This is a genomic window from Pseudomonas cerasi (genome assembly GCF_900074915.1).
GTDB classification, from domain to species: domain Bacteria; phylum Pseudomonadota; class Gammaproteobacteria; order Pseudomonadales; family Pseudomonadaceae; genus Aquipseudomonas; species Aquipseudomonas cerasi.
On sequence record NZ_LT222319.1, the window covers coordinates 4,231,158 to 4,250,198 of the forward strand.

General features: G+C 58.1%; 17 protein-coding genes and 3 pseudogenes. 9 read left to right on the forward strand and 11 right to left on the reverse strand.

The features are described 5' to 3' along the window. Positions 1–9: 9 nt before the first annotated feature. Positions 10–699, reverse strand: coding sequence for a response regulator transcription factor (locus tag PCPL58_RS21190; protein ID WP_003393298.1), 690 nt, complete (start codon positions 697–699; stop codon positions 10–12). Positions 700–915: 216 nt separating this feature from the next. On the opposite strand from PCPL58_RS21190, the gene bamA reads away from it, so the two are divergent. Together bamA and PCPL58_RS21200 are read left to right on the forward strand one after the other, a co-directional pair. Next, on the forward strand, positions 916–3,288 hold the full coding sequence (gene bamA, locus PCPL58_RS21195; protein WP_065350378.1) for an outer membrane protein assembly factor BamA: 2,373 nt from the start codon (positions 916–918) through the stop codon (positions 3,286–3,288). Between the two features lie 119 nt (positions 3,289–3,407). Then, positions 3,408–3,821, forward strand: coding sequence for a hypothetical protein (locus tag PCPL58_RS21200; RefSeq protein ID WP_003431083.1), 414 nt, complete (start codon positions 3,408–3,410; stop codon positions 3,819–3,821). 19 nt (positions 3,822–3,840) lie between these two features. On the opposite strand, the gene PCPL58_RS21205 is transcribed toward PCPL58_RS21200, so the two are convergent. Continuing rightward, positions 3,841–4,740: a LysR family transcriptional regulator gene (locus tag PCPL58_RS21205; RefSeq protein ID WP_044309760.1), complete on the reverse strand. Its 900-nt coding sequence runs from the start codon at positions 4,738–4,740 to the stop codon at positions 3,841–3,843. A gap of 88 nt (positions 4,741–4,828) precedes the next feature. On the opposite strand from PCPL58_RS21205, the gene PCPL58_RS21210 reads away from it, so the two are divergent. Beyond that, the gene (locus PCPL58_RS21210; protein WP_065350379.1) at positions 4,829–5,629 is read left to right on the forward strand and encodes an NAD(P)H-dependent oxidoreductase; all 801 of its coding nucleotides are present in this window, start codon (positions 4,829–4,831) and stop codon (positions 5,627–5,629) included. Between the two features lie 82 nt (positions 5,630–5,711). Here the strand turns inward: PCPL58_RS21210 and PCPL58_RS21215 are convergent, their stop codons facing one another. Together PCPL58_RS21215 and PCPL58_RS21220 are read right to left on the reverse strand one after the other, a co-directional pair. Next, positions 5,712–6,740, reverse strand: a complete 1,029-nt coding sequence (locus PCPL58_RS21215; protein ID WP_065350380.1) for an alpha/beta hydrolase — start codon at positions 6,738–6,740, stop codon at positions 5,712–5,714. Further along, complete coding sequence (locus PCPL58_RS21220) at positions 6,737–7,999, reverse strand: MFS transporter (RefSeq protein WP_065350381.1); 1,263 nt, start codon at positions 7,997–7,999, stop codon at positions 6,737–6,739. The genes PCPL58_RS21215 and PCPL58_RS21220 overlap by 4 nt, the downstream gene beginning before the upstream one ends. Positions 8,000–8,105: 106 nt before the next feature. Between PCPL58_RS21220 and PCPL58_RS21225 the strand changes: the two genes are divergently transcribed. Continuing rightward, entirely contained in the window at positions 8,106–8,999 is an 894-nt protein-coding gene (locus tag PCPL58_RS21225) for a LysR family transcriptional regulator (RefSeq protein ID WP_065350382.1), read from the forward strand. A gap of 15 nt (positions 9,000–9,014) precedes the next feature. Here PCPL58_RS21225 and PCPL58_RS21230 read toward each other — a convergent pair whose 3' ends face one another. Further along, positions 9,015–10,127 (reverse strand): XAC2610-related protein, encoded by a 1,113-nt coding sequence (locus tag PCPL58_RS21230; protein ID WP_065350383.1) that lies wholly within the window; start codon positions 10,125–10,127, stop codon positions 9,015–9,017. 158 nt (positions 10,128–10,285) lie between these two features. On the opposite strand from PCPL58_RS21230, the pseudogene PCPL58_RS21235 reads away from it, so the two are divergent. Then, positions 10,286–10,849 (forward strand): annotated as a pseudogene (locus PCPL58_RS21235) (mechanosensitive ion channel family protein); the annotation flags it as partial. A gap of 155 nt (positions 10,850–11,004) precedes the next feature. Here PCPL58_RS21235 and PCPL58_RS31060 read toward each other — a convergent pair. Further along, positions 11,005–11,526 (reverse strand): hypothetical protein, encoded by a 522-nt coding sequence (locus PCPL58_RS31060; RefSeq protein ID WP_157893919.1) that lies wholly within the window; start codon positions 11,524–11,526, stop codon positions 11,005–11,007. A 1,030-nt stretch (positions 11,527–12,556) separates the two neighbouring features. Here PCPL58_RS31060 and PCPL58_RS21240 point away from each other — a divergent pair. After that, complete coding sequence (locus PCPL58_RS21240; RefSeq protein WP_173926081.1) at positions 12,557–13,300, forward strand: HEPN/Toprim-associated domain-containing protein; 744 nt, start codon at positions 12,557–12,559, stop codon at positions 13,298–13,300. Positions 13,301–13,492: 192 nt separating this feature from the next. Here PCPL58_RS21240 and PCPL58_RS31065 read toward each other — a convergent pair whose 3' ends face one another. Genes PCPL58_RS31065 through istA form a run of 3 tightly spaced genes read right to left on the reverse strand, consistent with a single transcriptional unit; the run spans position 13,493 to position 16,030 of the window. After that, entirely contained in the window at positions 13,493–13,738 is a 246-nt protein-coding gene (locus PCPL58_RS31065) for a hypothetical protein (RefSeq protein ID WP_104685623.1), read from the reverse strand. Then, on the reverse strand, positions 13,735–14,538 hold the full coding sequence (gene istB, locus PCPL58_RS21245) for an IS21-like element ISPsy20 family helper ATPase IstB (protein WP_031598096.1): 804 nt from the start codon (positions 14,536–14,538) through the stop codon (positions 13,735–13,737). The genes PCPL58_RS31065 and istB overlap by 4 nt, the downstream gene beginning before the upstream one ends. Continuing rightward, positions 14,531–16,030, reverse strand: coding sequence for an IS21-like element ISPsy20 family transposase (gene istA, locus PCPL58_RS21250; protein WP_104685637.1), 1,500 nt, complete (start codon positions 16,028–16,030; stop codon positions 14,531–14,533). Before istA ends, istB begins: the two co-directional genes overlap by 8 nt. A 114-nt stretch (positions 16,031–16,144) precedes the next feature. Between istA and PCPL58_RS32890 the strand changes: the two are divergent. Continuing rightward, positions 16,145–16,225: pseudogene (locus PCPL58_RS32890) on the forward strand (DUF3757 domain-containing protein); the annotation flags it as partial. Positions 16,226–16,281: 56 nt separating this feature from the next. Here the strand turns inward: PCPL58_RS32890 and PCPL58_RS21260 are convergent. Continuing rightward, positions 16,282–16,857: a DUF1349 domain-containing protein gene (locus PCPL58_RS21260; protein ID WP_065350385.1), complete on the reverse strand. Its 576-nt coding sequence runs from the start codon at positions 16,855–16,857 to the stop codon at positions 16,282–16,284. 234 nt (positions 16,858–17,091) lie between these two features. Between PCPL58_RS21260 and PCPL58_RS21265 the strand changes: the two are divergent. Both PCPL58_RS21265 and PCPL58_RS21270 read left to right on the forward strand, forming a co-directional pair. Continuing rightward, positions 17,092–17,340 (forward strand): annotated as a pseudogene (locus tag PCPL58_RS21265) (BRO-N domain-containing protein); the annotation flags it as partial. A 78-nt stretch (positions 17,341–17,418) separates the two neighbouring features. Then, on the forward strand, positions 17,419–18,153 hold the full coding sequence (locus PCPL58_RS21270) for an SDR family NAD(P)-dependent oxidoreductase (protein ID WP_044310166.1): 735 nt from the start codon (positions 17,419–17,421) through the stop codon (positions 18,151–18,153). A gap of 1 nt (position 18,154) precedes the next feature. Here the strand turns inward: PCPL58_RS21270 and PCPL58_RS21275 are convergent, their stop codons facing one another. Continuing rightward, positions 18,155–19,033 (reverse strand): carboxylate/amino acid/amine transporter, encoded by an 879-nt coding sequence (locus PCPL58_RS21275; RefSeq protein ID WP_065350386.1) that lies wholly within the window; start codon positions 19,031–19,033, stop codon positions 18,155–18,157. Between the last annotated feature and the right edge of the window lie 8 nt (positions 19,034–19,041).

The window sequence follows — 19,041 nt, forward strand, 5'->3', positions numbered from 1 at the left end:
GGCTCGGTCTCATGGCGTGATCAACATATAGCCCAGATTGCGCACGCTCTGTATCCAGCTCTGGTTATCGTTGCGCGGGCCGAGCTTGTGGCGAATGCTGCTGATGTGCACGTCGATACTGCGATCGTAGCGGGCCAGCGGCCGTCCCAGCGCGTTCATCGACAGGTTCTGTTTGCTGACCAGTTGCCCGGCATGCCGCGCCAGCTCTTCGAGCAGGCAGAACTCGTTGCCGGTCAGTTCAAGCGTCACGCCCTGCCAGCGCGCTTCACGCTTGCCTGGCCAGAGCATCAGCTCTCCGGCCTGAATCACATCCCTGACCGTCTCGATCACCGGCACCGCACGCACCCGGCGCATGATCGCCCGCAGACGCGCCACCAGCTCACCCGGAGAGCTGGGCTTGGGCACGTAATCGTCGGCGCCCAGTTCCAGACCGGAAATACGGTCGATATTGTCACCGCGTGCGGTCAGCAGAATCACCGGCACCTGGCTTTGCGCACGGATCCGCCGCAGCACCTCAATGCCGGAGATGCGCGGCATCATGATGTCCAGCACGACGATGTCGTGACGCCCGGACAAGGCTTCAACCTCGCCCTCTTCAGCGCTGTTGGTGCAGGTCACGTCGAAGCTTTCACGGGTCAGGTACTGGCTGAGCATTTCCGTCAGTTCCCGATCATCGTCGACAAGCAATACGGAAGTCATGGCAGGCCCTTGATTGGTGGTTGCCGATTATCCCGGTGCTGCTGCGGCGTGTCAGCCGGGCTCGTTGATCTTTACCTAACCTTACACGGCGTTAACCGTCCCCAACATGCCCTCCCCCTATGCTGCGCAGCCAACAGCGCCCGCCGGACCGGCCCTTTCTGGCGTGTCATCGGCAGCGCTCAAATGCCTTTGTCGCAGCTTTCTGGAAAGGGTTTGATGATTTCTTCGCGTCTGCTTCTATCGTTCTGCCTGTTATTCAGCGTCTCGCTGGTACACGCCGATACTTTTGCCATCTCGGACATCCGCGTCAACGGCCTGCAACGCGTATCTGCCGGCAGCGTATTCGCTGCGCTGCCGCTCAATGTCGGTGATCAGGCCGATGAGCAGCGTCTGGCCGACGCGTCGCGCTCACTGTTCAAGACCGGTTTCTTTCAAGACATCAACGTTGCACGCGATGGCAATGTGCTGGTGATCAATGTAGTCGAACGCCCTTCTATCGCCAGTATCGAGATTGTCGGCAACAAGGTCATCAGCACCGACGACCTGATGAAGGGGCTCAAGCAGTCGGGGCTCAGTGAGGGCGAGATATTCCAGCGCGCCACGCTGGAGGGCGTGCGCAATGAACTGCAACGCCAATATGTCTCCCAGGGCCGCTACAGTGCCTCGGTCGATACTCAGGCGCTGCCTGCACCACGCAACCGCATTGCCCTGAAAATCACCATCGACGAAGGGACGGTGGCGTCGATCCAGCACATCAACGTGGTCGGCAACACCGTGTTCTCCGATGAACAACTGGCTGATCAGTTTCAGCTCAAGACCAGCAACTGGCTGTCGTTTTTCAAGAACGATGACAAGTACGCCCGTGAAAAACTCTCCGGAGACCTGGAACGACTGCGCTCCTGGTACCTGGACCGCGGCTACATCAACATGGATATCAACTCGACGCAGGTATCGCTGACACCTGACAAGAAAGGCGTGTTCATTACCGTCAACATCACCGAAGGCGACCGGTACACCGTGGGCAGCGTCAAACTGGGCGGCGACCTGAAAGTGCCGAAGGACCAGCTCGAACAACTGATTCTGGTCAAACCGGGGCAGGTGTTTTCACGCAAGGTCATGACTGATACCACCAACCTGATCACCCGTCGTCTGGGCAACGATGGCTACACATTCGCCAACGTCAATGGCGTGCCGAAAGCCAACGAGGCCAATCACACGGTCGATATCAGTTTCGTGGTCGACCCCGGCAAGCGCGCCTACGCCAACCGCATCAACTTTCACGGTAACACCAAGACCGCCGACGAAGTGCTGCGTCGTGAAATGCGTCAGATGGAAGGCGGCTGGGCCTCGACCTACCTGATCGACCAGTCGAAGGTGCGCCTGGAGCGTCTCGGTTTCTTCAAGGAAGTGAACGTCGAAACGCCAGCGGTCCCGGGCACCGACGATCAAGTGGACATCAACTACGCCGTCGAAGAACAGGCCTCGGGCAACATCACCGCCAGCGTGGGCTTTTCGCAAAGCGCCGGGCTGATACTGGGTGGCTCCATCTCGCAGAACAACATCCTCGGCACCGGCAACTTCGCCAGCCTTGGCATGACCCGCTCCGAGTATCAGACCAAGTACAACTTCGCGTTCACCAACCCGTACTTCACGCCTGACGGGGTGAGCCTGGGCTACAACGTTTTCTACAACGCGACCGACTACAGCAAGTACTACGACGATGACGACGAGGTCTCCTACTATTCGCTCAACAGCGTGGGCGCCGGGGTCAACCTCGGCTATCCGATCAGCGAAACATCGCGCCTGACCTACGGGCTGTCGATCCAGCGTGACACCCTCGACGCCGGCAGCTACAGCGCTGACGAGATCTACGACTTCATCGAGCGCGAAGGTGATGCGTTCACCAACCTGAAGGCCAGCGTCGGCTGGTCGGAATCGACCCTCAACAAAGGCGTACTGGCCACCCGCGGTCACTCGCAAAGCCTGACCCTGACCAGCACCGTGCCGGGCAGTGACCTGCAGTTCTACAAACTCGACTACAACGGCCAGACCTTCCTGCCGCTCAGCGACACCACCTCGCTGCGCCTGCATACCAAACTCGGCTACGGCAACGGTTACGGCGATACCGACGGCCTGCCCTTCTACGAAAACTATACGGCGGGCGGCCAGGCCACCGTGCGTGGCTTCAAGGACGGCACGCTGGGGCCACGCAATACCCCCGCCACCGGCACCTACGCCAGTCAGGGGCAGATCTACTATTCCGACCGCGACACCGAAGCCCTGGGCGGCAACATCCTGATCACCGGCGGCATGGAATACCTGTTCCCGATGCCCTTCGTCAAAGACCAGAAATCCCTGCGCACCTCGCTGTTCTGGGACTTCGGCACGGTTTACGCGGACAAGTGCTACCTGACCACCACGCAGAACTGCGGCAACATCAATATCGACCAGATGGCCAGTTCGGTCGGCGTCGGCGTGACCTGGTACTCGCCGCTCGGCCCCCTGAGCTTCGACCTCGCCGTGCCGATCAAAAAGCCCGAAGACGCCGAGACCCAAGTGTTCCAGTTCTCGCTGGGCCAGACCTTTTGAGGCGGACCTTTTACAGCATGAACAAGGCGGTCTTTACCCAGCATTACCTGGCCCGGACCGCGCTTTACATCCCGTCGTTGAATACTGCCTGCACTACTCATCAGGTCAGGAGTCGTTACATGAGCCGCGAAGTCAGACAGATCACCCCCGATGTGCAGGAAATCATCCAGCACGCCTTGCGCTCGCTGCTGGGCAAAGGCTTCGTCATCGCGCTGTTCGGCAGCGAGGATGCAACCGGGGCCATGCACTACCACCTGCGTATCGACCACGACGCCACGGGGCTGGGCATCGAGCATCACGACAACGTCGAAGACGGTTTCATCGACGATATCTTCATGCTCGCCACCCGCATGAAAGCCATGCTCAAGCACCGCGAAACCCTGTCTCGCATGCACGGCGGCAGCCAGGCGACGGGGCAGGTCCGGCTGCTGACCTGGATCACCGAGGACAACAGCCAGACAGTCATGCAAACCGCCGAGGCTGCGGGGCGCGAGTGTTTGAGTGCGTTACGCGAACGCAGGTTGCGGGCTTGAATAATGAGCGCCGCACGGCTCAATCAATGGCCGAAGCCATCAGTTCTCGTAACCACATATGAGCCGGATCACGGTGCAAACGCTCAGGCCACAGCATGAGCATTTCAAACCCGGGAATCGAAAGCGGCGGTTCCTGAACCACGAGCGTCAGCTGGGCGCGCACCAGCCGTTCGGGCACCACTGCAACCAGGTCGCTGCTGGTCAGTGCAGACACCAGCGAGCCGAAATGCGGCGCCGACAACACGACCCGTCTGCTTAACCCCTGCGCCGCCAGGGCCTGATCGGTGCTTCCGGCGAACCCGCCGCCGTTGGGAGACATGACCGCATGCTCCAGCTCACAGAAACGTGTCAGCGATACGGGCTGCGCAAAATCCGGATGATCATGCCGGGCAGCAAGCACATAACGTTCATGGATCAACGACCGCTGACGCAGCTTGGGCGGCGCCTCATCGCGGGTGTGCAACGCCAGATCCAGTCGACCGCTTTCGAGATCCGCGGCAAGGCTGACCGGGTGCTTGTTCAACAGAGCCAGGCGCGTACCCGGAGCACTGCTGCGCAACCTGCCGAGCGACGGCCATATCAACGCGATGGTCGCGTAGTCGCTGGCGGCCACGCGCCAGGTGTGATCGGCCTTTGCCGGATCGAAATCCCGGCCGGGCAGCAAAGCGGACTCCAGCGCTGCAAGCGCCTGCCTGAGCGGTTCGCGCAGTTGTTCAGCCCGCGCAGTCGGGGTCATACCCCGCGGTCCCGGCAACAGCAATGGATCATCCAGTACCTGCCTCAGCCGGCCCAATTGCAGGCTGACCGTCGGCTGAGTCAGGTTCAGCCGATGCGCCGCGCGGGTCACGTTCTGCTCCGAGAGCAATGCATCCAGCGTGATCAGCAAATTGAGGTCGATACGCCGCAAGGTATTGTTCATGCACATACCCAGTGTTTGGGAGATTGATTTCCAGCATATCCGATCGAGTCTGTAGCGTTGCCTCATGACAGACAAACCGGAGCCCCTCATGAACGTACTTATTGTCTACGCCCACCCCGAACCGCGCTCGCTGAATGGGTCGTTGAAAGACTTCGCAGTCGATCATCTGCCGAGCAAAGGCCATCAGGTGCAGGTGTCCGACCTTTACCAGATGGGCTGGAAGGCGACAATCGACGCCAACGATGCACCTGGCCTTGAGAGCAGCAGCCGCTTTGACCCTGCCCTTGAGTCGCAACGCGTATTTGCCGCCGGTATTCAACCGCCGGACATCGAGGCCGAACAGGCCAGATTGCTCTGGGCAGACGCCGTCATATTTCAGTTTCCGCTCTGGTGGTTTTCGATGCCGGCGATCATGAAAGGCTGGATAGAGCGGGTGTACGCCTGTGGCTTCGCCTACGGCGTGGGCGAGCACAGCGACCAGCACTGGGGTGATCGATACGGTGAGGGAACGCTGGCAGGCAAGCGCGCCATGCTGACGGTGACCATGGGCGGCTGGGAGTCCCACTACAGCGAGCGTGGCGTAAACGGAGCGCTGAACGACGTGCTCTTTCCTATCCAGCACGGCATCCTGTTCTATCCAGGCTTCGAGGTGCTCGCGCCCTTCCCCGTGTACCGGGCAGGCAAAGTGGACAGCGCAACCTTTGCGCGGATTTGCGCCGACTACGGCGACCGCCTGGATACCCTGTTCACCCTTGAGCCCTTGCCGTTTCGCAGGCAGAACGACGGTGACTACGAGATCCCGGCACTGACATTGCGTCCTCATCTTGCAGTGGGTCGGCAGGGGCTGGACATTCACCTTCGTGATGAGGATGAGCCTGCGGATCTTTAGGCAGATTTGAAACCACCAGTGACCGATAACAAAAAAGCCCTGCTTGTGCAGGGCCTTTTCATGCGTAGCGCTTTCAGGCGGATTACTTCAGGTTGTTCTTGAAAAACTCGCCCAGCTTGTCGAACGGGATCAGATCGACCCGATCGTAAAGATCCACATGCCCGGCCTCTGGCACGATGATCAATTGCTTGGGCTGGCCGGCCAGTTTGTACGCGTCCTCGCTGAACTCCAGCGAGTGCGCCTTTGAACCGGCGATGAACAACATCGGGCGTGGCGAGATGGTCGCGATGTCGTTGAACGGATAGAAGTTCATGAACTTGATGTTGCTGGTCAGCGTCGGGTGAGTGGTCAGTTCGGGGGACTGGCCTTCGGGCGTGAACTCGCCCCGTGGCGTGCGATAAAAATCATAGAACTCGCGTTCGATCGGGCCGGATGTGTCAGTCAGTTTGTGTACCGTGCCACTGGTATACGCGGTGTCGCCGCCGCTGTATTCCACGTCACGTTGCAGTGCCGCCTGCTCGATGAGCTTCTTGCGCTGCGCCAGCGTCTGCGAGTGTTTCAGGCCGTTGCGGTTGGCGGCGCCCATGTCATACATGCTCACCGTGGCGATGGCTTTCATGCGCGGGTCGATCTTCGCGGCACTGATGACAAAGCTGCCGCTGCCGCAAATCCCCAGCACGCCGATTCGTTTTTTGTCCACGAAGGTCTGCGTGCTCAGGAAGTCCACTGCGGCGCTGAAGTCTTCGGCGTAGATATCCGGTGAAACGGCATTACGCGGCAGGCCTTCGCTCTCGCCCCAGAACGACAGGTCCAGCGACAAGGTGACAAACCCCTGCTCGGCCAGTTTCTGCGCGTAGAGATTGGCGCTTTGCTCCTTCACCGCCCCCATCGGATGGCCGACGATGATTGCCGGAGCTTTAACGTTCGGGTTCGAGCCTTTGGGTATAAACAGGTTGCCCGCGACTTTCATCTTGTACTGGTTGTTGAACAGCACTTTTTGCGCAACGACCTTGTCGCTTGTGTAGAAATTATCGGCACCGTGAGACATGTCTGCTCCTGTCGCAGCGTATGAGCTGATTAAAAGCCCAAGCATCAAAAGAATCTTTTTCATGGCGTGTTACCTCGTTGAGAAATTGACCCGCGTTTATCTGCCCGGCCCTGACCGGTGTTGCTTTCCTGCAGAGACGCGTTGTCGCGTGCCGTCCAGGCCAGCGCGGCCGAACACGCCAGTAACACGCCACCGAATGCGAACGGGCTCCACCAACCGAGGCTGTCGAACAGCGCGCCGCCGATACCGGCCCCGGCGGTGATCGCCAATTGAATGGTCGCCACCATCAGGCCGCCGCCCGCCTCGGCATCGTCGGGCAGCGTGCGGCTCAACCACAGGCCCCAGGCGACCGGCGCAGGTGTGGCAATCAGCCCCCAGACGGCAAGCACAATGGCGACGGACTGAGGTGAATGGCCCAGGCCGGTCAGCGCCACGGCCAGCACCGCCATCAGCAACGGAATGGCGATCAGGCAGGCATACAGGCCTGTGTGCAGCAGCCTGCCGATCAGGTAGGTGCCAACCAGCCCGCTGGCCCCCAGCGCCAAAAGCATCAGGGACAACGTGTTGACGCTGACCCCGGTGATCTCTTCCAGAAACGGGCGCAGGTAGGTGAAGACGGCGAACTGGCCCATGAACAGCAACAGGATCGCGCTCATGCCGACGGCCACTTGCGGGTTGCGCAGCAGGCGAAAAGGATTGCGTGCCCGGTTGTTCGGCTGGCTGCGCATGGCCGGCAGGCTCAGCCACTGCCAGGCAAACGCCAGCGCCGCGAGCGGGATAACCAGGAAAAACGCCCCGCGCCAGCCGATGTACTGGCCCATGAAGCTGCCCAATGGCGCGGCGACCGTCGCCGCCAGCGCATTGCCGCCGTTGATCAGTGCCAGGCCCTTGGCGACCGATTGCTTCGGCACCAGCTTCATCACGGTGGCGGTCGACATCGACCAGAAACCGCCAATGGCAATCCCGAGCAATGCACGTCCCGTCATGAATAACCAGCCGTTGGAGGCCAGCGTGACGATCACGCCAGACACCAGCAACAACAGGCTGAAGCCCAGCAGGACAGGCTTGCGATCCAGATGCCCGGTCAGTGGCGTGTTCAGCAGGCTGGTCAACACAGCAAAAAAGCCGGAGATCGAAATCGCCTGCCCTGCCTGCCCTTGGCTGATGCCGAGGTCCTGCGCGATGGGTGTCAGCAGGCTGACCGGCATGAACTCCGACGCAATCAGCACCACCACACACAGCGCCATCGAGAACAAGGCGCCCCATGCGGGCGGATGAGTGGTTATTTCGGACTGCTTCAGGGTTGAATCAAATACTTGCATGCGTCCTGACCTGGCGACGTTAAAAATGAGTCGGCACAGGTTAGGGCAAAGGTATTAGGATGATTAGACACCACAATTTATACGCGCTTGTGAGAAGGATTCAGTAATGAGCACACCCAAACTCAATGACCTGCAAGCCTTCCTGCAGGTGGCACGCGATCAGAGCTTTACCAAGGCCGCGACCAGACTGGGCGTTACGCCTTCAGCCCTGAGCCACACCATGAGGGGCCTTGAAGAGCGCATGGGCCTGCGCCTGCTGGCGAGAACCACCCGCAACGTGGCCCCGACCGAGGCTGGCGAACGGCTGATGCGCTCGATCGGGCCGCTGCTGGATCAGATTGCCGCAGAAGTCGAAGTGCTGGGCGAACTGCGCGACAAACCCGCCGGCACCATTCGCATTACCTGCTCCGATGACGCCGCAGAAGGCATCATCCGCCCGATGCTTGCAAGGTTTCTGGTGCAGTACCCGGATATTCAGATCGAGATCTGCATCGACTACGGCTTCACCAATATTGTCAGCGAACGTTTCGATGCGGGCATCCGCCTGGGGGAGTCCATCAGCAAGGACATGATTGCCGTGCGCCTGGGGCCTGACTGGCGCCTGTCAGTGGTCGGCTCGCCGGCCTACTTCGAGCGACATCCCGTCCCGCTGCAGCCTCAGGACCTGACTCAACACACCTGCATCAACATCCGTCACTCGCCAAACGGCAGCTGCTACGCCTGGGAGTTCGAGAAGGACAGCCGCAAGCTCAACCTACGGGTCAACGGGCAATTTACGTCGAACAGCATGATTCATGTGCTCAACGCCGCACTGGACGGCGTGGGCCTGGCCTACGTGCCGGACTCCATGGCCGAGCCGCACATCGCCAGCGGCCGCCTGAAAGAAGTGCTGGTCGACTGGAGCCCGTATTTCGAAGGCTTTCACTTGTACTACCCGAACCGGCGACAGGCGTCGCCGGCATTCAGTGCGTTTGTCGAGGCGGTGAGGTATCGGGGCTAGCACCCCGTCGCCCGATTACTGCGCGGCTTTCAACGCATCCGCGACCTTGTTCAGCGAACCTTGAGCAGGCTCGGCAAGCAGTTTCAGCTCGGTGGTTTTGCCACGCACCACCACTTGCATGGCGGTGGGCGCACCCTTTGCGTCACCCACGATCCGGTAAACGGTGTCGCCGCGCACAAAGCTCAATACGTGACTGGCAGCGTCGTACTTCAGTTGCTCACCGTCAGCCTGGGGAAACAGCAGCCCGACCTGATTCTTGCTGTCCACGGCCGCGTAGAAGACCGGGCTTGCGTCCCCTGAGCGGAACAACACAATGCGCTTGCCGGACGGCGCGAGCCTGAACGACAGAAGAATCTCACGCTGCTGGTCTTCCTCCCAGACGATGCTGGTGGTGTGCGTCATCTTGCCATTCTGATTGCGACTGACTGTTTCAGTCGGCAGTCCCGACCCACCGGTATGGTCAAGGACCGTCTGCGTTTCCAGAACCGGCTCTCCATTACGGATGCTGTACGTAGACGTCTGGTGCCAGCAGCAACCGTCCTTGGTCATGGTCTCGATCTTGCGGGCTTTCTCATTCACGCTGAACAGGCCGCAGTTGTTTTGCGCCAGTTCGGTAAACGAATCGCTGTGCCGGAAACCATCGGCCGTGCCGAGAAAGACCTGATACGAGGGGCCGTGATAGCAGCTGTTCTGCCCGTCCATCAAGGCCAAGTCCTTGATGCCGTCGAAGTTGAAATCCTGATAGATCAGTACGCTTTGTTCGCCATAGGGCAACTCGTGCACGTTGGTTTTGACCTTGCCGGTTTTCGGGTCAGTGCCGAGCACCAGTTCGTCGGACTGCACGCGGATCAAAGCCGCACCGCTGGCCTTGTCGTACACGTTGATCACGCCGGGACGAAACACATCGTCCTTGGCTGAAATATCCAGCGTCGCACGGTATTTATCGGAAAAGTCCTGCAGGGCGTAGTTCTCCCGGGGCGAGCCCGCGAACCCTGCAGCGTCCATTTCACCGTAGGTCGGTAACGCGCCGGCGGCACTGACCAGTGTCGACGAGGCCAGACCGACCAGTACCCACAAGGCCTGCAACCCGAGACGTGACGCACAGCGTTGAACGATGGATAGGTGCAAGACGCAACTCCTTTGATAATGAGCGACGAGTCTACTTCAGCGATCGATAAAATTTGAAATCATTGCCCAACGTACACTTCGTGCTCACGGGCCGCCCTGTCCAACCCGGTAAATGTTCTAATCACGCCCCCTCTTCGCTTAACGGGCCCGATGCTTTTATGGATATTCACTCGCTTTGGCTCAAGACCCAGGAAATCTGGGACATGCTCGATCAGCACCCGTGGGTACGCACCGGGCTGGCGCTGATCCTGTTGCTGACCGCCGCACTGGTGCTTGGCCGCGTGGCGCGCTTTCTGGTGCTGTACGCCGTCAGGATGCTCGGCCGTCAGCCGTCCCTGCACTGGGTCAACGACTTCCGCCACAACAAGGTCTTTCACCGACTGGCGCAGATGGTGCCGTCACTGGTCATTCAGTTCGGCCTCACGCTGGTCCCGGGCCTGAGCACTGCGGGCCGCAACGTGATCGGCAACATCGCCATGGCGTTCACCATCCTGTTCATGACATTAGCCATCGGCACCCTGCTCAACGCCCTGCTGGACATCTACGCGCGCACCGAACACGCCCGCACGCGCTCCATCAAGGGTTACGTGCAACTGTCGAAGATGATCCTGTACGTCTTCGCCGGGATCATCATCGTCGCCACCCTGATCGACCGTTCGCCCCTGCTACTGCTGTCCGGCCTCGGCGCCATGTCGGCGGTCATCCTGTTGGTCTACAAGGAGAATCCAAAGAACCCCGAAAAAACTGAGAATCTTAAACGTCCATATGGACACGAGGATGAGGCTACGTGCCTGACCAAGCCTAAGCTGCCAACTAAGTCCTATTCAAAAAATGATAGCAACTCCATTAGGCGTCGGCAGCGCCCAAGCGATCACTCTCACCTCAAGACGATGTCGTCCCAGTGCCGCTGGAGGATGTGGGCCGCTGTTTCGGTTCGCCCCGCTGCATCCTCAACCATACGCGCCACCGCACGGTGATTAAACCGGATTTGGTTGCGCGTTAAATGGTCTTCTAACTCATCGACGACGTACCCGATGTTGGTATCCCGACCGATTTCCATAACCCTGCCGATGAACAAAAGCGCTACGTTTTTAGCGTAATGCTCCCCAGGCAGCACCACTGACGTGTCGGTTTCTTCACTGCGTTCGACCAGCACCTCGACCATAGCCGTCAAAGCATCGAGCTTTGTCTGGACTTGCGGAAGCTCTCGATTCAGATAGGCCTTGATGAACACTGCCACCCCGAGATTGTGGTCGATCACTTTGGCCAGTTCCTGGTGATTGTGCTCCGCAAGCCATGAGTTGAACTCGGCAACGCTGAGCGCCTGGGAGGCTTCGCGACCTGATGCAAATGCAGAAACGAGCCCGACAATAGTTGTGTAGGGATCAATTAAATCCATTCTGTTTTTACCCTCATATGAGTGTCTGAGAGGGCTCAATGCTTGATCGAACCGCCAATCCCTCATGGTAGAACCTGCAGACCCAAAGCGCCTATGTCGCCACCCAGAAGCTCTCATCCTGAGAGAAGGGAGTCGCTGACCAGGTACGGATTTCATCGGCAATACCCATGAGTGGCAAAGCGCATCGACCCCAACCCATATGTGTACTTAGGCTCAACATGACGCTGTCCGACGCCATTTTGTTGTTACTACTGGCTGATCGCATCCACGGCACTGACTAGGGGGCGACGTGCAGCTAAAGCATCTTGAAGAAATTCCCCCGCAGCAAGCGGAATATCATATAGACGTTGGTTGATTCCAAAAGCCCCAGACAATTGATCCACCACATCGCCGTGGATTTTGATGACTAGTGCGAATCAGCCGGTAGCCTGTTCGACCTCGAAAAATTCTGCATTAGAGGCTAGTCATACCGATGCCCTCGACTATTTCAAGTGCCCGTTACAGCGATTGCGGAAACCTCGTTTCTGAGATTGTTCTACCCTGCTGAGCAACGCTCTTAAGAACTATGCCCAGGCGCGAACCATCTCAGAGCGGGTCGACGTCTGCAACAATGAGAAGAGGATCTACCCTGAGGTGTATGAAGAAGGATTGGCCTACTTCAGAAACCGTTACTGTGTGAACGGTGAAATCACTTATCACTTCGAATACCTCAACCTCCGCCCTTCCGATTCCCCCGAGTTGGTAGCCAACGTCATCAAAGGCCGAAACGATTAACCTCGCGACAGCATGTTATGCGTCCTGATGATCGTCTGGCGACTTAAGAATAATCTGTTCCACGGTTCAAAGTGGGTATACCAATTCGTGATCAGCTAGACAACTTTACCCACGCCAACGCTGTACTGATGAAAATACTGGAGCGATACGGACGGGCTTGACTGCTCATCGAGCTCGAACAGTCGGTACTTTAGGATAGACACGGCACCATGGGGCCAATCCTAGAATTGCAGAACTCGACTACAAGGAAGAGCGCATGGGAAGCTACGCTTATATTACGATATCTGGTTACCCAATTTCATCGACGAAGAACTATTACCATCGATGGTGCTTTCGGAAGAATGATCGCGTGATCCGCGTTCGCGGTAAATCCCAGCGCAACACCCTCATTTGGTGTGAGGCAGAACCCCACGAGCAGCACGAAGAGGAGACCGATTACTTCTATGCAGTGCCTGGCCCTGTCATGAAAAGGCGTTTAGAGCTTGCAGGTTTCAATCATGAAACGTTGGAGCGCGAATTCAACGAGTGTATCGCTCGGAGAATTGAAATTCTTGAAGAGCCATTTGAGCATGATGACGACTGGGCGGAGGAGCGGTCAACGCGCGCTGCAATCCTCAGGTCTTCAGGTCTGACCGACTGGCTCAAGTGCCTCAAGACTGCCTTTGATGACAGCATAACGAGTTGGCGCTGGGACGAATGCAAGCAGAACTACGCGGATCCGCTTCTAGACATTTTCTTTGATTCGAACGCGTTCTGGGACGAAGGTACGCTCCATGATACCGGCTTCCCATGCCAGACCTTGGAGAGCATGGCAGTAGCGATGCTGGAAATCCTACCCACTGAGGCGGAGTGTATTCTCGATGTCACCGCTCTCATTGGTGGCGGCTGGACGGACTCTTTTGAAGACATCATTGAGTACAACAAGGACTGCACCACCTTCTACGAAGTATTCGCTACATCGATATTAGATACCCAGTCTCTCCTGGCCCTGACTTTGTAATCGTTCATCAGTGCGCGGGCTTCCATCATCGCCAATGGCGCGTTCCCCGTGCCATCAAAATCGGCCCATCCCGTACAGCCTATAAATCGCACACCCTGCAAAATCAGTGTGCGCTTCTCCAGAAAATGCACGTGCGGGGCGCTGGATGAGTTCAAGCGACCAAGCGTTTTATCCCAGCTCGACTTATAGAATTCATGATTGCCGGCCACCAAAATCGTCGTTTTCGAAAAATGCTCTCCAGCCCAATCTGAGCTTCGCCCCTTGATGTTGATGTGTTGGCGCTGATTGAAAACTGACCCACCCTGCCGATTGAAAATTGACCCAGGACGGATTGCTGATTTTTGCCCCAGCAATTGTGGATAAGCTTAGCAGCAGTGTTCCGATTGAAGACGCATCAAGCCCCACCGCATGCAGCAGGGCATTTATGGTGCGGATCAAAATGGCTCATCGTCCTCGATATCATTTCCGTCCTTTCGCTTTCGTTCGCGTGTTTTGATCTTTGTCTGGGCAGCCAATGTGCTGTGTTGTAGGCGGTAGGACTCGTTGCCCGTTTCGACGATGTGGCAGTGGTGTGTCAGCCGATCCAGCAACGCGGTGGTCATCTTGGCGTCGCCAAACACACTCGACCATTCCGAGAAGCTCAGGTTGGTGGTGATGACCACGCTGGTGTGTTCGTACAGTTTGGACAGCAGGTGAAATAACAGGGCGCCACCGCTTTGGCTGAAGGGCAAATATCCGAGTTCATCCAGTATCACCAGGTCTGTGCGCAGCAGTGCCTGGGCGATTCGCCCTGCCTTGCCATCGTACTTCTCACGCTCCAGCAGATTCACCAGATCCACCGTGGAAAAGAAGCGCACGCGTTTGTTGTAGGCCGTGATTCCGGATACAGCCAAGGCACTGGCCAGGTGTGTTTTCCCGGTGCCAGGGCCGCCGATGAACACGACATTCTGCGCGGTTTCAGTGAACGCCAAGCTGGATAGATCGCTGACCAGCCGGGCATCAGCGCTGGAAGCGCTGAAGTCAAAGCCAGCTAAGTCACGGTGCATGGGGAGTTTTGCCATGTTCATCTGATGATTCACCGAGCGCACCGCGCGATCCGCATGTTCCTGCTGAAGCAGATGTTCCAGCAGCCATTTCGATGAAGCCGTCGACGCTGTTCCTTGAGAGACCAGTTCTTCCCAAGCACTGGCCATGCCGTGCAGGCGCAGTTCTTTGAGTTCAGTCATTAGGTCACGCATTGCGATTCTCCTCATCGGTCGTACGGAGCCGGTCGTAGCGTGCTGTATTGGCAACCGGCGCCACTTTGAGTTGCAGGCTGGTTTCTACACAGGGAGGTGGTGCGGTGGAGGTCAGGCGGGCAACGACATTGAGGATGTGATCGGCGCTCAGACTTCCCGATTCAAGTACCAGCTCCACCGCCACCAGCACTGGTTCGAGACCGGCGATGGGCACAGCAGCCAGTACCTGCATCATGATTCGATCACCGTTGGTGTGACGCCTCAGTCCGCGTTTAAGAAGCTGTAACGGTTTTGGCAGATCAGCAAATGGAGCGCCATTGCGCAGTGCACCAGGCTTGCGTTCGATGAGTGGGATGTAGTGCTGCCAGTCAAAACCGATCTGATCTCGATCAAAGAGGCGCTCGTGACTGGCGATCACCGTTTCGTCGGCAATGACCACGATTCGCGAAGGGTACAAACGGCTGCTGACCCATTGACCCACACGCTCGCAAGGCACCGAATAACGATTGCGCGCCACGCTGATCAGGCAGGTGCTAGAGACACGGACGGTGCGTTCCACGTAGCCATCAAAGGCCGTCGGCATCGGCATCATTTCAGCCTGCTCCAGCTCCAGGGCTTCTGCCACCGTCAAACCGTTGTACTGCGGATGTACAAGTTCAGCCCAGAGCGTACGACAGCGTTGGCCGAGCCAGACGTTCAGCTCCTCGAAGGTATGGAACATGCAATTTTGAGCATCGAGCCAGATTCGCCTCCGGCTGTCTTGCACGTTCTTTTCGACGATGCCTTTCTCCCAGCCAGAGGCCACGTTGCAGAAGTCCGGATCGAACAGATAGTGCGCGCACATCACGGAAAACCGGGCATTGACCGTGCGGCCTTTGCCTTTGTTAACCTTGTCGACAGCCGTTTTCATGTTGTCGTAGATGCCGCGACGTGGCACGCCACCCAACGCTCCAAACGAACGTGTATGGGCATCAAACAGCATCTCGTGGCCTTGACTGGGGTACGCAACCAACCAGAACGCGCGACTTGCGCACAGCTTCATATGGGAGACCTGGATACGTCGAAACAGGCCACCGATCAGCAGGCCTTCTTCGCTCCAGTCAAACTGAAAGGCCTCACCGAGGGCAAAAGTCAGCGGTACAAAAGCGCGTACAGACTTGCCTTGCTCGCACCGCCAAGAGCGGACAAACGCCGTGAGCTGGCTGTAACCGCCGTCATAACCCTCGGCCTTGATCTGCTCAAAAAGTGCCTTGGCGCTCCTACGGTTGTGTTTTGGCCGGAACGAATCAGCCTTGAGCGCCTGCTCTAAGGTCTCGTGAAAAGGGTTGAGCTTATTGAAGGATGCGCACCGTTGGTACGCTGGTTGATTGGCTTCGGGCGCTCTGACCCATTTTCGGATGGTGTTTCTCGACAGCCCGGTACGCTTGGCTATCTGATGCAGCGAGAGCTTGTCGCGGAAGTACATCCGCCGGATTTTTCCCAACATTTCCATGCTGATCACCCTGTGTTCTCCTGCTCAAAAAGTGAGCAGAAGCAGTTGAACACCTGGGTCAGTTTTCAGTCGGCAGAACAGCCTCTACTGGGTCAGTTTTCGGTCAGCGGCAACAAAGAGGGGCCTTTTGGTCTTGTCTATAACGTGTGTGAAAAAACATCAGCTGAAAACTGCAAGTTCACTGTCGTTCAGTAACACGAAATTACCCTGTCGCTCTTCAGCGAGCCTGCAATGGTTCGCTGAAGAGTCACTCACGTCAGATCATGCAAATCCTTGCCCAGTGCAGGCATGACCTCGAAATGAGAGAACACCACCTCCAGCCCTCCCCGTTCCGGACTGCAGCACATTGGGCCTACGGCATAAGACTCACTCACGGGAAATGGTGCCAGGCGCAGCAGCGGCCAGCGCAGGCCGTCGCTGGAGTGCTGAATGCGCAACACGCCCTTGGCGACGGTAACTCGCAGCCAGAGGCCGGATGACGAATCATCAAATACACCCGTGGCCCAATCGGATTGTCCGCAGGTTAGAACGCTGCCCAGCATCAGGGCTCCGTCACTGACTTCAACGCCGGTTTTGACCCAGTTGCGCTCGTCAATGCGGACCATCAAGCCCGCCTGATCGTAAAGCGTCTTGAAATCACCTTGCACATGCACTTGCGCAGTGAAATCACCGGTCACCGAAACACCCAGAAAATGACCCGTGTCACGGCAGAAGCCGTAGTGCGTCTGCTGCCAGAAATCGGTTTGCGGGTCTGTGGTGACTGTCAAACGCTCGTCCGTCACGCCGCAGTGCCGGGGTTGGTTCAGCCAGATGCCTTTGTCGAACATGTCGCCTCCTGTGTGGGGTTGTCGAGGGTGATGGAGGCGTTACCTAATCTAACCCATGCAGATGGGCGCGCTTCAATAATAAACATCAACCGACAACACACTATCTGAACACAACCTAAAATCTAACGCATCGCAGCCGCCCCAAAAAATGCCGTTTCCTATGCTTCAGCCCCACACCTTTCCCCCCACACACCCCATTTCGAAGCCACCCTCGTCCTCCGTCACAGCCATATGCTGCGTCAGTGGCTGACGCATGAGGTACTGACGACCTTGCATGATCAACAGAACGTCACGCTGGATAAACCCAGAATGAGCCAGCTGCAATGGCCCGGCACATCGCTGAGCGTGCTGCACTGGCGCAGCGAAACCTGGATTCGCTTACGGGACATGCCGAATGTGGTGGCCGAAGCAGCTCCTCATCCAAAGCGGCCGTTATGGCGCAGGGTGTTGAAGCGCATCAACACAATGCGCACTGCCGCCTGACCGGTACTGCCTGAACCCCGTTGACACCCCTCCCACCAAAAAACATGATGCATCCACTCTAAAAACCGGAACGCACTCATGAGCGACAAGAAAAAGCTTTTGCTGACTGGCGCAAGCCGGGGTATCGGTCATGCCACGGTCAAGCATTTCAATGCCGCTGGCTGGGAGGTGTTTACCGCGTCGCGGCAGAACTGGGTCGATGACTGCCCGTGGGCTGAAGGTCTGCTCAACCACATTCACCTGGACCTGGAAAACATCGACAGCGTCAGCGAGAGCATGGCAGCGATCAAGGACAAGCTCGGCGGGCGGCTCGATGCGCTGGTCAATAATGCCGGCGTTTCACCGAAGACCGAGGACGGCGGGCGCATGGGTGTGCTGGAGTCGGATTACAGCACCTGGATCAAGGTGTTCAACGTCAATCTGTTCTCTACCGCGCTGCTGGGTCGGGGTTTGTTTGACGAGTTGAAGGCAGCCAAGGGCAGCATCATCAATGTCACCTCGATCGCCGGCTCAAAGGTCCACCCGTTTGCAGGCGTCGCCTACGCCACGTCCAAGGCGGCACTGTCGGCGCTGACCCGGGAAATGGCCTTCGATTTCGGCCCGCACGGGATACGGGTCAATGCCATTGCGCCGGGTGAAATCGATACGTCGATTCTGTCACCCGGCACCGCCGAGATTGTCGAGCGGCTGGTGCCGATGCACCGGCTGGGCAAGCCCGAGGAAGTCGCTTCGCTGATCTACTTCCTGTGCACGGCTGGCGCGTCCTACGTGAACGGTGCGGAGATTCACGTCAACGGCGGCCAGCACGTCTGACTCAACGTGTGCCGGAAACGCTCTCCGGCACGCGCCGCACGCCCAGGCGACTGATCCACACCGACGCCACGATCACCCCGCCGCCGATCAGCAGGCGGGTGAAGTCCTCATGCTGGTTCCAGATCAGCAGATTGATCAACAGCCCCAGCGGCACATGCAGGTTATTCATCACCGCCAGGGTGCCGCCGTTGACCATGCACGCACCTTTATTCCACCAATACATGCCCAGCGCCGTCGAACACAGGCCGAGAAATAGCAGCACGATCCATTGGGTCGGCGCTTCGGGCAGGTGTTGCGGGTTACCGAATATCAGGAACGCAGGCAGTACCACGGCCAGTGCGCCGAGGTAGAAGTAGCCGAAGCGTCGGTAATGCGGCAGGTCGCTCGGGTAGCGCGCCACCAGATGCTTGTACAGCACCTGCCCGGCGGCGTAGGTGAAGTTGGCCAGTTGCAGCAGCAGGAACCCGCCCAGGAAGTCGCCATCCAGACCGTCATAGCGAATCACGCCCGCGCCCAGCACCGCGATCAGCGCAGCCAATAGCGCCCACGGGTTGAAGCGTCGGTTCAGCGCGTCTTCGATCAACGTTACGTGCAGTGGCGTGAGGATGGTGAACAGCAGCACTTCCGGCACCGTCAGCACCCTGAAACTCAGGTACAGGCAGACATAGGTCACGCCGAATTGCAGTGCGCCGATCAGCAGCATGCTGCGCATGAAGCGGGGTTCGACCTGACGCCAGCGGGTCAGCGGAATGAATACCAGACCCGCCAGCACCACGCGGATCAGTACCGCGAAATAACTGTCGACGTGCCCGGCCAGATAGACACCGATCAGGCTGAACGAAAACGCCTGAATCAGTGTGACGAAAAGTAGATAACCCATGCCCGCCC

Bases quoted from the DNA above. Each gene is read 5' to 3' on its own strand.
- bamA (WP_065350378.1), top strand. From the start codon at position 916: ATGATTTCTTCGCGTCTGCTTCTATCGTTCTGCCTGTTATTCAGCGTC.
- PCPL58_RS21190 (WP_003393298.1), bottom strand. From the start codon at position 699: ATGACTTCCGTATTGCTTGTCGACGATGATCGGGAACTGACGGAAATG.
- PCPL58_RS21205 (WP_044309760.1), bottom strand. From the start codon at position 4,740: ATGAACAATACCTTGCGGCGTATCGACCTCAATTTGCTGATCACGCTG.
- PCPL58_RS21260 (WP_065350385.1), bottom strand. From the start codon at position 16,857: ATGTTCGACAAAGGCATCTGGCTGAACCAACCCCGGCACTGCGGCGTG.
- istB (WP_031598096.1), bottom strand. From the start codon at position 14,538: ATGCGTGACCTAATGACTGAACTCAAAGAACTGCGCCTGCACGGCATG.
- istA (WP_104685637.1), bottom strand. From the start codon at position 16,030: ATGGAAATGTTGGGAAAAATCCGGCGGATGTACTTCCGCGACAAGCTC.
- PCPL58_RS21215 (WP_065350380.1), bottom strand. From the start codon at position 6,740: ATGAAAAAGATTCTTTTGATGCTTGGGCTTTTAATCAGCTCATACGCT.
- PCPL58_RS21210 (WP_065350379.1), top strand. From the start codon at position 4,829: ATGAACGTACTTATTGTCTACGCCCACCCCGAACCGCGCTCGCTGAAT.
- PCPL58_RS21270 (WP_044310166.1), top strand. From the start codon at position 17,419: ATGAGCGACAAGAAAAAGCTTTTGCTGACTGGCGCAAGCCGGGGTATC.
- PCPL58_RS21200 (WP_003431083.1), top strand. From the start codon at position 3,408: ATGAGCCGCGAAGTCAGACAGATCACCCCCGATGTGCAGGAAATCATC.
- PCPL58_RS31060 (WP_157893919.1), bottom strand. From the start codon at position 11,526: ATGGATTTAATTGATCCCTACACAACTATTGTCGGGCTCGTTTCTGCA.
- PCPL58_RS21240 (WP_173926081.1), top strand. From the start codon at position 12,557: ATGGGAAGCTACGCTTATATTACGATATCTGGTTACCCAATTTCATCG.
- PCPL58_RS21275 (WP_065350386.1), bottom strand. From the start codon at position 19,033: ATGGGTTATCTACTTTTCGTCACACTGATTCAGGCGTTTTCGTTCAGC.
- PCPL58_RS21225 (WP_065350382.1), top strand. From the start codon at position 8,106: ATGAGCACACCCAAACTCAATGACCTGCAAGCCTTCCTGCAGGTGGCA.
- PCPL58_RS21220 (WP_065350381.1), bottom strand. From the start codon at position 7,999: ATGCAAGTATTTGATTCAACCCTGAAGCAGTCCGAAATAACCACTCAT.